Annotated in this window: 14 protein-coding genes; 9 read left to right on the plus strand and 5 right to left on the minus strand. The window is 47.9% G+C overall.

All coding sequences use genetic code 11. The annotated features are described in order from the left end of the window. The first annotated feature begins 298 nt into the window (after nt 1–298). From prlC to ACL9RG_RS04580, 5 genes are all read left to right on the plus strand, one after another. On the plus strand, nt 299–2,368 hold the full coding sequence (prlC, locus tag ACL9RG_RS04560) for an oligopeptidase A (protein WP_422791404.1): 2,070 nt from the start codon (nt 299–301) through the stop codon (nt 2,366–2,368). 9 nt (nt 2,369–2,377) lie between these two features. Continuing rightward, the gene (rsmJ, locus tag ACL9RG_RS04565) at nt 2,378–3,124 is read left to right on the plus strand and encodes a 16S rRNA (guanine(1516)-N(2))-methyltransferase RsmJ (protein ID WP_422791405.1); all 747 of its coding nucleotides are present in this window, start codon (nt 2,378–2,380) and stop codon (nt 3,122–3,124) included. A gap of 234 nt (nt 3,125–3,358) precedes the next feature. Continuing rightward, a complete protein-coding gene (locus tag ACL9RG_RS04570) occupies nt 3,359–3,847 on the plus strand; it encodes an Hcp family type VI secretion system effector (protein WP_422791406.1) in 489 nt (162 codons plus the stop codon). A 22-nt stretch (nt 3,848–3,869) separates the two neighbouring features. Further along, nucleotides 3,870–4,478, plus strand: coding sequence for a peptidoglycan recognition protein family protein (locus ACL9RG_RS04575; protein WP_422791407.1), 609 nt, complete (start codon nt 3,870–3,872; stop codon nt 4,476–4,478). After that, nucleotides 4,472–4,885: a hypothetical protein gene (locus tag ACL9RG_RS04580; protein ID WP_422791408.1), complete on the plus strand. Its 414-nt coding sequence runs from the start codon at nt 4,472–4,474 to the stop codon at nt 4,883–4,885. Before ACL9RG_RS04575 ends, ACL9RG_RS04580 begins: the two co-directional genes overlap by 7 nt. A gap of 83 nt (nt 4,886–4,968) precedes the next feature. Here ACL9RG_RS04580 and uspA read toward each other — a convergent pair whose 3' ends face one another. The 5 genes from uspA to ACL9RG_RS04605 form a co-directional block, all read right to left on the minus strand. Next, nucleotides 4,969–5,406: a universal stress protein UspA gene (uspA, locus tag ACL9RG_RS04585; protein ID WP_422791409.1), complete on the minus strand. Its 438-nt coding sequence runs from the start codon at nt 5,404–5,406 to the stop codon at nt 4,969–4,971. Between the two features lie 206 nt (nt 5,407–5,612). Continuing rightward, the gene (locus ACL9RG_RS04590) at nt 5,613–5,753 is read right to left on the minus strand and encodes a DUF2474 domain-containing protein (RefSeq protein WP_422791410.1); all 141 of its coding nucleotides are present in this window, start codon (nt 5,751–5,753) and stop codon (nt 5,613–5,615) included. A gap of 44 nt (nt 5,754–5,797) precedes the next feature. After that, nucleotides 5,798–6,805: a cytochrome d ubiquinol oxidase subunit II gene (cydB, locus tag ACL9RG_RS04595; protein ID WP_422791411.1), complete on the minus strand. Its 1,008-nt coding sequence runs from the start codon at nt 6,803–6,805 to the stop codon at nt 5,798–5,800. A gap of 1 nt (nt 6,806) precedes the next feature. Beyond that, a complete protein-coding gene (locus ACL9RG_RS04600) occupies nt 6,807–8,231 on the minus strand; it encodes a cytochrome ubiquinol oxidase subunit I (protein ID WP_422791412.1) in 1,425 nt (474 codons plus the stop codon). Between the two features lie 333 nt (nt 8,232–8,564). Continuing rightward, entirely contained in the window at nt 8,565–9,446 is an 882-nt protein-coding gene (locus ACL9RG_RS04605; RefSeq protein ID WP_422791413.1) for a LysR family transcriptional regulator, read from the minus strand. A gap of 109 nt (nt 9,447–9,555) precedes the next feature. Between ACL9RG_RS04605 and ACL9RG_RS04610 the strand changes: the two genes are divergently transcribed. The 4 genes from ACL9RG_RS04610 to uspB all read left to right on the plus strand — a co-directional run bounded on the left by ACL9RG_RS04610 (nt 9,556) and on the right by uspB (nt 13,257). Further along, nucleotides 9,556–10,029: a GlcG/HbpS family heme-binding protein gene (locus ACL9RG_RS04610; RefSeq protein ID WP_422791414.1), complete on the plus strand. Its 474-nt coding sequence runs from the start codon at nt 9,556–9,558 to the stop codon at nt 10,027–10,029. A gap of 353 nt (nt 10,030–10,382) precedes the next feature. Then, nucleotides 10,383–11,939, plus strand: coding sequence for an MFS transporter (locus ACL9RG_RS04615; RefSeq protein ID WP_422791415.1), 1,557 nt, complete (start codon nt 10,383–10,385; stop codon nt 11,937–11,939). After that, a complete protein-coding gene (locus tag ACL9RG_RS04620) occupies nt 11,914–12,711 on the plus strand; it encodes a metallophosphoesterase family protein (protein ID WP_422791416.1) in 798 nt (265 codons plus the stop codon). Before ACL9RG_RS04615 ends, ACL9RG_RS04620 begins: the two co-directional genes overlap by 26 nt. A gap of 210 nt (nt 12,712–12,921) precedes the next feature. Then, the gene (gene uspB / locus ACL9RG_RS04625; RefSeq protein ID WP_422791417.1) at nt 12,922–13,257 is read left to right on the plus strand and encodes a universal stress protein UspB; all 336 of its coding nucleotides are present in this window, start codon (nt 12,922–12,924) and stop codon (nt 13,255–13,257) included. The last annotated feature ends 124 nt before the right edge of the window (nt 13,258–13,381 follow it).

Here is a 13,381-nt window from a genome sequence, read left to right on the forward strand (position 1 = left end):
TTATAAACAAAGGTTTAATAGTAATGATTATACAAATGAGAACTATTACATTAACACCCTTGTGTAAATAAAGTGTAAACACATAAGACTTATCTTATTCGAATTGTTAGTACCCGTTTCGCCATAGCTTGATGGCTCTGGATTGATCAACGATGTGTGCCAACCATTGATTTTCCCTGAGTCTGGCCTCATGTTAATGCCAGTGATGTTGCAACATTAACTCGAATTCACGGTGTGATACCCGGCGCATAACGCGAAGCGCCGCCGGTATCAGGCCAGGCCTTTATAAGGATATGTTATGACCCAAGCAGCCCAAAACGACGCATCAAATAACCCGTTGTTGGCGCCATTCGCTCTGCCGCCATTCTCTTCCATTCGTCCTGAACATATCGTTCCAGCCGTGCAATCTGTCATTGATGAATGTCGCGCTGTGGTCGAACAATTGGTGGCGCAATCTGGCCCTTTCACTTGGGATAATCTGTGCCAACCATTGGCTGAAAGTGATGACCGTCTGAATCGGATTTTCTCGCCAATTGGCCATTTGAACTCGGTAAAAAACAGCCCTGAACTGCGCGAAGCTTATGAGCAATGCTTGCCACTGCTGTCCGAGTTTGGTACCTGGATGGGTCAACATGCCGGGTTGTATCAGGCTTATCGTTCCCTAAAAGACGGTGCGAACTTTGCCACGCTTACATTGGCCCAGCAAAAATCGATTGATAATGCGCTGCGTGACTTTGAGCTGTCAGGTATTGGTTTATCGCCAGAGAAACAAAAACGCTACGGTGAAATCTCTGCTCGCCTGTCTGAATTAGGGTCGACCTACAGCAACAACGTGCTTGATGCCACGATGGGCTGGAGCAAACTGATTACTGATGTGAATGAACTGAGCGGCTTGCCGGAAAGCGCATTGGCATCGGCAAAAGCGCAGGCAGAAGCCAAAGAGCAAGAAGGCTGGTTGCTGACTTTAGATATGCCGAGTTATCTGCCGGTGCTGACCTACGGTGATAACCGTGCGCTGCGTGAAGAGATGTATCGCGCCTTTACCACTCGTGCGTCCGATCAAGGCCCGAATGCTGGCAAATGGGATAACAGCGAAATTATGGCCGAAGAGCTGGCGTTGCGTCACGAACTCGCGCAATTGCTGGGCTTTAACTCCTACGCCGATAAGTCGCTGGCGACCAAGATGGCAGAGAACACTAGCCAGGTAATCGGCTTCCTGGACGGGCTGGCGAAACGTGCTCGCCCACAGGGCCAAGAAGAATTGGCGCAATTGCGTGCCTTTGCCAAAGCACAATTTGGCGTAGACGAGATGGATGCGTGGGATCTGGCCTACTATGGCGAGAAACAAAAACAGCATCTGTTCTCGATTAATGACGAGCAACTGCGCCCGTACTTCCCTGAACAACGCGCGCTGGACGGTCTGTTTGAAGTGGTGAAACGTATTTACGGCATCACCGCTAAAGAGCGCCAAGGTGTAGATATCTGGCATAAAGACGTACGTTTCTTCGATTTATTCGATGAAACCGGCGACCTGCGCGGTAGCTTCTATCTCGATCTTTATGCCCGCGAACACAAACGCGGTGGCGCGTGGATGAATGACTGCGTTGGCAGCCTGCGTCTCGCCAATGGCGAGTTGCAAAAGCCGGTGGCTTATCTGACCTGTAACTTCAACGGCCCAGTCGGTGATAAACCTGCGCTGTTTACCCATAACGAAGTCACCACGCTGTTCCATGAGTTCGGCCATGGTTTGCATCATATGCTGACCAAAATCGATGTCTCAGGCGTGGCCGGTATTAGCGGTGTGCCTTGGGATGCCGTCGAGTTGCCAAGCCAGTTTATGGAAAACTGGTGCTGGGAGCCGGAAGCGCTGGCGTTTATCTCCGGTCACTACCAGACCAACGAAGCGCTGCCGCAAGAGATGCTCGATAAGATGTTGGCGGCGAAGAACTATCAGGCGGCGCTGTTTATCTTGCGCCAGTTGGAGTTCGGTTTGTTCGATTTCCGCATGCACGCAGAATACGATCCGGCGAAGGGCGCACAAATTCTGCAAACCTTGGCTGAGATTAAAAAACAGGTTGCCGTGGTGCCTTCACCAAGCTGGGGTCGTTTCCCACATGCATTCAGCCATATCTTTGCCGGTGGCTATGCGGCGGGTTACTACAGCTATCTGTGGGCGGAAGTGTTGTCTGCTGATGCCTTCTCGCGCTTTGAAGAAGAGGGGATCTTTAACCGTGAAACCGGTCAGTCATTCCTCGATAACATCTTGTCGCGCGGCGGTTCTGAAGAGCCGATTGAGCTGTTTAAACGCTTCCGTGGCCGTGAACCACAACTCGATGCTATGCTGCGCCATTACGGTATCAAAGGATAACCTCCGCTCGTGACTGTGTGTTTACTTTGTGAAGAAGGCGCCGAACCCGGCGCCTTATCTATTCTGGCGGAACGCTGGAATCTGCTTTCTGACCCCGATGCCACGATGGCGTTGGTGCTCACCCCTGAACGCCTGGAACTGCGTAAGCGCGACGAGCCAAAGCTCGGTGCGATATTCGTTGATTTCGTGGGGGGAACCATGGGCCATCGCCGCCGTTTCGGCGGGGGGCGCGGTGAAGCCGTCGCCAAAGCGGTCGGCATAAAAGGCAGCTATTTGCCCGATGTGGTCGATGCTACGGCAGGATTAGGCCGTGATGCTTTTGTGCTGGCGGCATTGGGATGCCATGTCCGCATGCTCGAGCGCAACCCGGTAGTGGCCGCTTTGCTTGATGACGGATTACAGCGTGGTTATCAGGATGCCGAAATTGGCGGCTGGCTGCGTGAACGCTTAACTTTATTACACGCTTCTAGCCTGACGGCCTTGGCTGAACTCTCGCCGAAACCACAGGTGGTTTATCTTGATCCAATGTACCCGCATAAACAGAAAAGTGCCTTGGTCAAAAAAGAGATGCGCGTTTTCCAGGGATTGGTAGGGGCAGATGACGATGCCGATGGTTTGCTCGAACCGGCCCGACGCTTAGCCACTAAGCGTATTGTCGTTAAGCGACCTGACTATGCGCCGCCAATGGCCGATGTCCCCGCGCAGGCCGCAGTAACCACCAAAAGCCACCGGTTTGATATTTATACGCCGCTGTAAAACCGTTGGCCTAAAAAATAAAATGCCCGCCAAAGCTTAGCTCTGGCGGGCATTTTATTGATGAGTTAATAAATGATGAAGAGTGTTTTATTAGCAATATATGGATGGAATGCTAATAATAAAAAATTCTAATAAAAGTTTTATTTAATTGAAGATTGTATTACTAATAGGGGTGTAAATTATTAATGATGATTTAACAGTACATATATAAGCGTACAATAGAGGGAACTATCTATGGCTCAAGATATATTTTTGAAGCTAAATGGCATTGACGGAGAATCGCAGGATTCTATACATAAAGACGAAATTGACGTTCTACGTTGGGAATGGTTAGTGAGTCAGTCGTCAAATATGCATACAGGTAGCGGTAGCGGTGGCGGTGCGGAGAAATGTACTGTCGAAGATCTTCACTTTGAACACTATATTGATAGAGCCACACCAAATCTTCTGCAATATTGCCTTACTGGAAAACATATCCCTGAAGCTATATTGACTATTTGTAAGGCAGGCGGCTCACCTTTAGAATATTTACGTATAACATTACAAAATATCATCATCACCAACGTTAAATCTATCGGTTATTATCGTATGCATTCTCCTAGGGAAAGGATTTCATTATCTTTCTCTCGAGTGAAAATGGATTATGTTGTGCAAAATGCACAGGGCCATATGGCAAGTGTAGTTTCTACTGGTTACGATATTAAGGCTAACGCAACAATTTAATTGCTATCAAGGATGAATGGTTATGTTTTACGTAGATGGTCATGGTTATATTGATGATAAACGAATTGTCCTCAAAATATTCAATACTATAGAGCGTGGGAAATTAGATAAAGTTAATGGTATTGTTGTACATCAGACAGGAAGCTCAACGTCTAAGAGTACATTTAACAGTTATAAAAATAAAAGCGCCAACGGTGCTCACTTTCTAATAGATAAAGATGGCACAATTTATCAAACAGCCTCTCTATATCGAGTCACTTGGCATGTAGGGAAAAGTCAATCTCGTTGCTTTATAGCCAGAAAATGTGAGCCGACTGAATTTAAGAGTATTTTTCACTTAGAACAAACAAGCTCCGGAAAAGGTAGGGTATCAAAAATGGAGCAGAGAAAATCTTTTCCCGATCGTTATCCGATCAATATTGATTCTATTGGTATAGAAATCGTTGGAGCAGCGCCTAGAGTCGAAGGAAAACCGATAATTTATGAACCGGTAAATGATAAACAGAACGCATCATTGAAATGGTTAGTAAAAGAATTAGCTAAAACACTCGCTGTTCCTTTGACAGAAGTATATCGTCATCCAGAAATAGGTAGAAAAAACGAAACGGAAGCGAGTACAGCACAATGGTAAGACTAAAAGAAATATTACTCGTTATTTTATCTGTTATTTCAATCCATGCTGAAGCTAGGGTGGTCAGAGATGTTGAGATTAAAAAAACAGGAATAACCTACGAAAAGAAACACACTGAAGAGTGTGAGGCATTTAGACCCATTAAAGAACAGGTAATACATTTTTTCAATTCGGCTAAAGAGCTGAAAGAAGCCGGTTCTTTACTGCACGAATATTACTCTCCCTGTATCGCTACTGGCTCAGTAACATTCAAAAATGGTTTAAGTGGGACGTGGGTTTTGCAATCCAGCGGTTTTGCATCATTTTTCGTCGGTGGCAAAGAAAAAGCAATTTTCTTTTATAGGGGCAATAAGTGGGAAGATCCTTTCGGTTGTGTGTATGGATCAGATGACGATCTTTCATGTTAAATTTCAGGCATTGCTCGTTAGAAATAAAATGCCCGCCAAAGCTTAGCTCTGGCGGGCATTTTATTTTGTTTGGCTATAGCGAGTTAGGCAATCTCGTCATCGCGCAGCGGCACAATCATCATGTCGATATGTACGGTATTAATCAGCTGACGGGCTGAAGACATTAGCTTGCTCCAGAAATCTTGATGGTGGCCACAGACCACTAAATCAACATCGTATTTCTTGATAGCATCAACCAGCACTTGTGCCAGATCGCCGCTACCGCTTAGCGTTTCGGCTATTGGATAACCGGCGTTGTGTGATAATTCATTCAGCGCATTATGGGTTTCTTCTGAGATGCGTTTTTGCATATCACCAAGATTGACGTCAATCAGTCCGGTGTACAGGTCAGAGTAATTGACGTCCACGTGGATCAGCGAAACTTTGGCGTTGTAAGGGCGGGCGATGGACACCGCCTTGTCTACGAGTACTTTGCTTTCAGGAGACAGGTCAACGGCAATCAGTATATGTTTATAAGACATAATAAAACTCCTTACATAAGCCTGCGGATAATCGCTTGAAATCTATTTCGTAGCTTGGGTTAAGATGATTCTAACACCATGAAACCTTAGCTGAATATAACCAAGATCACAGCTTATGGTGAAGATAATCTTGCCTTTTTACCGGCATAAAATGCTTACGCCGTGCAGAATAGATAAAGATTTCAATCCAATTGCCGAAGATATATTTATTCCGTCCGCATCCCCGCTGCATACATCATCAGTTTAAATAATGAGGCGACACATCCCAACGCCAGTACGCTCAGCAGCCAAATCCCAACCATCCATAATAAGCCTTTCCAGGGCGAGAGCTTTTGAGAGCTCTGCATCGCGTTTCCCGTGACATTGGTGAGTCTTTTGTTGAATATCTTCATCAGTGATAGCCTTCCTCAGGATTGATTTTTCCGCGGAACACGTAGTAACTCCAGAAGGTGTAAGTCAAAATAATCGGGATGATAAACAGTGCGCCGACCAGCATAAAGCCTTGGCTTTGCGGTGGAGCAGCTGCCGCCCAAATATCAATGCCAGGCGGAATAATATTTGGCCAAATACTGATACCCAATCCCGAGAATCCCATAAACACCAACAGCAGCGTCAAAATAAACGGCGAATGATGGGCGTTTTTGCGGATACCGTTGAAAATAGCGCAGGTACAAATCAATACCAGCAACGGAACGGGCAGGAGATAAAGGATATTGGGCATTGAGAACCAACGCTGGGCGATAGCCGGGTGCTGGATTGGTGTCCAGATACTGATGGCGATGAAAATGACCAGCAATAGCAGCAACAGTGGCAAGGCCAAATTATGCATGCGCTGCTGCAAGCTGTGCTCAGTTTTCATAATCAGCCAGGTACAGCCTAACAGTGCGTAGGCAATCACTAAGCCTAAACCACAAAATAGGGTGAAAGGTGTTAACCAGTCAAAAGCCCCGCCGGTAAACTCACGTCCGGTGACCTTAAAGCCGTTGATCACCGCACCTACCGCGATCCCTTGTGTGAAGGTGGCAAGATAGGAGCCGCCGATAAATGCTTTATCCCAAAAAGGTCGGTGATGCAGCGTGGCTTTAGAGCGAAACTCAAAGGCAACGCCGCGGAAAATCAACCCGACCAGCATGAGAGTGAGGGGAATCGACAACGCGTCAATAATCACCGCATAAGCCAACGGAAATGCGCCAAAAAGCGCGGCGCCGCCGAGTACCAGCCAGGTTTCATTACCATCCCAAACGGGGGCGACAGTATTGACCATCATGTCGCGATGCTGTGGGTCTTTGGTGAAGGGGAAAATAATCCCAATTCCCAGATCAAAACCGTCCATAACGATATACATCAGCGTGGCGAAGACGATGATGGTGAACCAAATTAAAGGCAAATCGATACCCACGTTATTTTCCTTCTTTCACATCGCTGAATTTATCTTGTACCGCAGACAAAGGTCTTGCCGGACGCCCCTGTAAATCCTCGTTTTCGCTCGTTGGATTATGATCGTCATGAGGCTGCGGGCCTTTGCGAATCAGGTTCATCATGTACAGATAACCCACGCCGAAAACGGATAAATAGACCACGATAAAAGCCAACAGGCTGATGCTCATATGCATCGCGCCGTGTGCGGATACCGCATCTTTAGTGCGCAACAGCCCATAAACTACCCACGGCTGGCGGCCAATTTCGGTAGTAAACCAACCGGCTAACAGCGCAATCAAACCTGAAGGCCCCATCAACAGCGTGAAGCGTAGGAAGGCGCGTGATTGGTACAGGCGTTTTTTATAACGTAGCCATAAACTGGTGATGCCCAACAAGATCATCAACATACCCAGTCCGGCCATGACGCGGAATGACCAAAAGATCACGGTGGAATCCGGGCGGTCTTCTTTTGGGAAGCTGCTTAGCGCCGGGACTTGCTCGTGCAAACTGTGGGTGAGGATCACGCTGCCCAGATAAGGGATTTCCAGCGCATATTTGGTTGTTTCCTGTTCCATATCTGGAAGCCCAAACAGGATTAGCGGCGTGGCCTCTCCCGGCGGGTTGCTCCAATGTCCTTCAATAGCGGCGATTTTTGCCGGTTGATAACGCAGCGTGTTTAAACCGTGTGCATCACCGATCATCGCTTGAATTGGCGAGACAATCAGCGCCATCCACATTGCCATCGACAGCATTTTGCGAATGGCCGGCGTATCATTGCCACGCAGCAGGTGCCATGCCGCCGATGCACCGACAAAAAAGGCGCTCGATAAGAAGGCCGCGGTGGTCATATGCAATAAGCGATACGGGAACGATGGGTTGAAAACAACTTTTAGCCAATCGACCGGTACGACCTGATTATTTATCACTTCATAGCCTTGCGGCGTTTGCATCCAACTGTTGGATGCCAGTATCCAGAAGGTCGAAATAATGGTGCCTAACGCCACCATACAGGTGGCAAAGAAATGCAGCTGCCTGCCGACTTTATTCCAGCCAAATAGCATTACACCGAGAAAACCGGCTTCCAGGAAGAAGGCGGTGAGTACTTCATAGGTAAGCAGCGGGCCGGTAATACTGCCGGCAAAGGCGGAGAATCCGCTCCAGTTAGTCCCAAACTGATAGGCCATCACCAGCCCTGAAACCACGCCCATACCAAAGTTAACGGCAAAAACCTTCGACCAAAAATGATACAGTTCGCGGTAAGGCTCATGCTTGGTTTTCAGCCATAAGCCTTCCAGCACCGCTAAAAAGCTGGCCAGCCCAATGGTGATCGCTGGAAAAATAATGTGAAAAGAGACAGTAAACGCGAACTGTATTCTTGCTAGGTGAAACGCATCTAATCCGAACATTGCAAACCTCTAACTAATACATTTCCCCGCGCCGTATCTATCTAGTGAGATAGGCTCGGCGCCACGGCTTTAGAAAGATGTGGGTGAATATATAAATATTGTTATTAATAGATAGATAGGAAATACGATCCTATTCCAAAAGGGGGCGGGGAAATATAAACAGTCGGCGAGATTTAAATTATAACAGTTGTTTTTTTAGCGGATTTTACTTAATAAACAATAAGAAAGGTTCTGCTTAATTCAGTCGCAAAACAATAATTGGTTATTATTACCACGCCCTCACGTGCTCGTGTGAATTAAATGTTAAATAATTGTGCTGATATGACGGCTATATTAACCTGGCTGGATATTTTTCTTAGTCATCTGAATCAGTTTTTTTAATACGGCACTGCGTTCCCATTTGCGATACAGCATCCAAATTTCAGACGAAATAACCGGGGTGGCGATATCGCGGTAAACAATATTTGGCAGATGAATAGTATGAGTCAGTACTGCGGGGATCACCGCGACACCTTCATTAATCGATACGCGGGCGAGCATCTCCATCAAACCGCCGGGCCGACTCGCATTGGTGAGCTTGAATCCACCACGGCGAGCGACTTCTTCGCCACCAAAAGGCTGCTCGGGTAGGATAATCCTTTCGTTAGCCAGCTGTTCTGGTGCGATATCGCCACGGGTTGCCGCTAATGGATGGGCAGACGATAGCGCCAAACAAAATTTATCGCGCTGCACCACCAGATGATTTATTTCTGTGGGCAATACCACCGGGCCGCGTACAAACCCGATATCAATCGCCCCTTCTAATAGTTGTACGGGCTGTATATCCATCAATATTTCCCGCGTGCTGATCGTGACATCAGGGTAATCATGGCGAAAGGGAGTAAAGACTTCTGTTAGCGTGCCAGACCACAATGTGGCGGTAATATAGCCAACCCGGATATAGCCTATCTCACCTCGTGCCGCGCTTTTACCACGTTCCAATGCCAGCGCCGCCTGCTGCACAGTTGCTTCGGCTTCCAGGCGGAAAATCTCCCCGGCTTGGGTCAATTTCACCCGCCGTTTTGTGCGGAAAAACAGCGCGGTACCAATCTCGTTCTCTAACTGTTTTATCTGCACTGACAGCGTTGGTGTAGCGATACCGAGTGCTTCAGCCGCGGCGCTAAAGTGCAGCGTGCGGGCAACAGCGAGAAAATATTGTAGGTGGCGAAGTTCCATCGGCGGCTCGACTATTAGTTTTTACCTAATTATAACCACTCTGCTGATGATTGAATATGCACCACTGCGGAGCGAGACTACTCATCGGTTTTGTTTAAAGGAGATGAACATGAAATATCAAACGATCGCGGCATTGTATCTGGGATTAAGCGTATCGAGTGTGATGGCGGCAGATTTACCTTCTCGCCACTATCTCAACCTCGTAACGGCAAAGAAAGTCATGCAGGCGGCGGAGCAGAAAGCTCAGAAAGAGGGATGGCCAGCGGTAATCGCTATTGTTGATGACGCCGGTAATCCACTGTTGCAGGAAAGAATGGACAATGCAGACGTTCCTGCAGGCGTCATTCTTGCCCCTGGAAAAGCCAGAACGGCGGCATTATTCCATCGGCCAAGCAGCGATTTAGAAAAAGCGCTGAATGGTCCGCGTCCCGCGGTAAGCAGCGCCAAAGATTTTATTATGATGAGCGGCGGTTTACCGCTGAGCTGGCAGGGGCAGATTGTTGGAGCGATTGGTGTTTCATCGGCGACACCAGAACATGACGTTGAAATTGCTCAAGCGGGTGTTGCAGCATTAACGCCATAGAAACGAAGCGATATTGATGAAATTCGTTTAATGATTATTGTTGGCTATTTACCAACATAGTAAATGATTAATTATTTTTTCTCCGAGTCAGCGGAGAAAGCTAAAATATTTTTTTTATAAAAATATCCTCTCGTATTTATTTTATTACATTCATCACCAGGGATGATATGGCGATATCGCCAGCTATTGGCTACGGGAATAAATAATCAGAGATACCCGTCATACTTGACGTCGCTTCTGTATTGGCGGTGCTCCCTGCCGCCCTGAAGTAACTGCAATTATTTGGGTATATATTGATTATGCCGATAATTTTTTTTGTTTTTAATACTGTTAAAATATTACCGGAGATTAATATGACCGCCGCGACAATACTCCCGGCAGCCAGGCGAAATAATGCAATATTATTTGTCGCCTCAATGGGCTGTGCGATGACTGTGCTTGATACCAATATTGTCGGTGTTGTTTTACCGACAATTGCACGCGGTCTTGGAGCGACCTTTGCCGACATCGAATGGGTGATTAGCGCCTATGTATTGTGCTTCTCATCATTCTTATTACCTGCCGGGTCGCTGGCTGACCGTTTTGGTCGTAAGCGTATTTTTCTTTATGGTATCGCCTTATTTTCGCTCGCCTCGCTGGCGTGCGGCTGGGCGGCAACGGCCAGTATGTTGTATGCCGCTCGCGCTTTACAAGGTGTTGGCGCTGCTTTCCTGTTGGCCCCGGCTTTGGCAATCATTGGGCATACTTTTCATGGTAAACAGGAACGCGACCGCGCCTGGGCAGTATGGGGCGGTGTGATGGGGCTGACAATGGTGCTATCACCTTTGGCTGGCGGCGTTATTAGTACTTTCTTTGGTTGGCGCTGGGCCTTCTTTATCAACGTGCCGATTTGTGGGCTGTTGGCCTTAGCCGTTTCTAACGTCATTGATGAATCTAAAAACCCGCAGGCAGGGCCGGTCGATATTCATGGTATCGCGCTGTTTGTCGCCGGGATGTTTTCATTGACCTGGGCGTTGATCCTTGGGCCTGACCGCGGCTGGGAGAGCCGGGACGTTATCTTGCGTATTGCCTGCGGCGTCTGGTTTTTCTTCTGTCTGGTTATTGTCGAAAGAAGAAAAAGCCATCCGATGCTGGACCTGCGACTGTTCTCTTCATGGCCTTTTGTCGGCGCGGTAATGGCGATGTTTGCGTATGCCGCCTCGGCGCAGGTGATGACCTCATTATTGCCTCTGTTACTGCAAAACATCGAGGGGAAAACGGCGTTAGCGGCGGGTATTGGCATGTTGCCTTTTGCTATCGCCATGCTGATTTTCCCGCAGCTGACACGCTTTGTTTCTCATGTTATGTCGGCAAAACAGTTGTTAGTGCTCGGCCTGTTGATTGTTGGATTCGGCAATATGGTGATTGCCTGGGCGCTCACTCACCAACATCCGTTATTTATCACTATTGGCATGGCGCTGCTCGGCAGCGGTGGCGGGATACTTAATGGTGAAACGCAAAAAGCCATTATGGGCACCATTGCGCCCGATCGCGCTGGGATGGGCTCTGGGATTAGCACCACCGCGCGTTTTTCTGGAATTTTGCTCGGGTTTGCCAGCCTTGGCGCCATCTTATCCAGTGGCGTACGCAGCGCGCTGCATACGCAAATGGCCTCTGCCCATGTCGCAATGCAGCCCGGATTTATCGACCACATTGTCTCTGGTGATATCAATCGCGCGATGGCGATGTATCCCGACACGTTAGCAGCAACGCTGCGCACCATTGCTCATCAAGCCTATAGCAGCGGTTTTTCACAGATGCTGCTGACCGCATCCCTATTTGCCATCCTGGCTGCGGTCTTCGTTCTCATGACGTTACGTGGTGATCGCGCTAAAGGAGGAAAAAATGACCAAGCTAAAACCTCGGCATAACCGTTTTGCGATATTTAGCGATGTGCATGCCAACCTGCCGGCGTTACAGGCGGTGCTGGCAGATATTCAAAAGCAAGGTATTGAGGATTGCTACTGTCTTGGCGACCTGGTTGATTTTGCGCCTTGGCCTAATGAGGTCATTGAGCTGTTAAAGGCTCGTAATATCCCCGTTATTTATGGCAATCACGATGAGCGTGTGGCCTTCGATAAAGCAATTAGCCCGATGCCTTGGCATAGCGAAGAGGAGCAAACCGCGCGTATTACGGGTATTACTATCAGTAAGGCGACGGTCAGTGCTGAGAATATGGCGTGGCTGCGTGCGTTACCAATGTCGTTATCACTGAATGTCGGGAGCGAGAATAATCCGTTCCATCTATTGCTGGTGCATGCCAGCCCCCGGTCAGTATCAGAATATATTTACGCTGATTATGATGCGATGTTATTAGCGCAGATGAGCGCCCAATATCAATTTGATGCGATGATAACCGGCCATACCCATTGCGCTTATATTCGAAAACTGTCCGGTGGTTATCATGATGATTTTACCGTCGCTAACTGCGGTGCGGTCGGTAGAATCAAATCGGGCCAACCACAAGCAACCTGGCTGCGTGGTGAGGTTAGCGACGGCCAACTAAAGATGAGTATTAGAGCGGTTAATTACAATGTGGCAGCCGTCGCGCAGGCGATTGTCGACAGCAACATCCCCGATTTTTACGCGCATGAACTTTATCATCACGGATTATCGAGCTTACAGGCGTTGAGTGGAAAGTGATGTTTGTAGGGAACATCGGCTCTATTTAGCGGTGTGAGAATAAATAATCGTGTTCTTCCTCACTTTTCCGCCGCTATTTCCTACACTAAATATTGAGTAGCGTGCGTCACCATGCGCTGCGTATGCAGGGTATAAATAAAAAAGATGGGGCGACTCCCAGCAGAACGTGATTCATCTGTGGGAGGATAAACTCGCCAGTGAGGAGGAATCATGATCAGTCCTATGGCGTTATTCTGGGCATTATTTGTGGTGTTTGTGGTCAATATGCTGCGCTACTACTCTTCCTTACGTGCACTGCTGGTGGTGCTACGTGGCTGTGATCCTTTGCTTTATCAATATGTCGATGGCGGCGGTTTTTTTACCACCCACGGTCAGCCAAGCAAGCAAATACGATTGGTGCGTTACATTTATGCCCAGCGTTATCTCGACCACCACGACCCTGAGTTTATTCGCCGCTGCGAAAGAGTGCGCGGCCAATTTATGCTCACGACCGGCTTATGTGGCCTCATTTTGGTCAGTATGTTGGCGATGTTGATTTGGTATTGAATCGTAAGACTGGTGTACGTTTACTGAGTGTAATCCGCAGCGATGAAAAAAAAACGGCAATAAAAAAGGCGGCACATGAGTTTCATGTCCCGCCTTTTTATATGGCATCTGCGCGAGGCGCAGG

Source organism: Rouxiella sp. Mn2063, assembly GCF_049319665.1.
GTDB lineage: Bacteria > Pseudomonadota > Gammaproteobacteria > Enterobacterales > Enterobacteriaceae > JBMOUD01.

What these genes read in the sequence shown, in the direction of transcription:
- uspA (WP_422791409.1), bottom strand. Translation starts at nt 5,406, where the DNA reads ATGTCTTATAAACATATACTGATTGCCGTTGACCTGTCTCCTGAAAGC.
- ACL9RG_RS04600 (WP_422791412.1), bottom strand. Translation starts at nt 8,231, where the DNA reads ATGTTCGGATTAGATGCGTTTCACCTAGCAAGAATACAGTTCGCGTTT.
- ACL9RG_RS04605 (WP_422791413.1), bottom strand. Translation starts at nt 9,446, where the DNA reads ATGGAACTTCGCCACCTACAATATTTTCTCGCTGTTGCCCGCACGCTG.
- ACL9RG_RS04575 (WP_422791407.1), top strand. Translation starts at nt 3,870, where the DNA reads ATGTTTTACGTAGATGGTCATGGTTATATTGATGATAAACGAATTGTC.
- ACL9RG_RS04590 (WP_422791410.1), bottom strand. Translation starts at nt 5,753, where the DNA reads ATGCAGAGCTCTCAAAAGCTCTCGCCCTGGAAAGGCTTATTATGGATG.
- ACL9RG_RS04610 (WP_422791414.1), top strand. Translation starts at nt 9,556, where the DNA reads ATGAAATATCAAACGATCGCGGCATTGTATCTGGGATTAAGCGTATCG.
- prlC (WP_422791404.1), top strand. Translation starts at nt 299, where the DNA reads ATGACCCAAGCAGCCCAAAACGACGCATCAAATAACCCGTTGTTGGCG.
- uspB (WP_422791417.1), top strand. Translation starts at nt 12,922, where the DNA reads ATGATCAGTCCTATGGCGTTATTCTGGGCATTATTTGTGGTGTTTGTG.
- ACL9RG_RS04615 (WP_422791415.1), top strand. Translation starts at nt 10,383, where the DNA reads ATGACCGCCGCGACAATACTCCCGGCAGCCAGGCGAAATAATGCAATA.
- ACL9RG_RS04570 (WP_422791406.1), top strand. Translation starts at nt 3,359, where the DNA reads ATGGCTCAAGATATATTTTTGAAGCTAAATGGCATTGACGGAGAATCG.
- ACL9RG_RS04580 (WP_422791408.1), top strand. Translation starts at nt 4,472, where the DNA reads ATGGTAAGACTAAAAGAAATATTACTCGTTATTTTATCTGTTATTTCA.
- ACL9RG_RS04620 (WP_422791416.1), top strand. Translation starts at nt 11,914, where the DNA reads ATGACCAAGCTAAAACCTCGGCATAACCGTTTTGCGATATTTAGCGAT.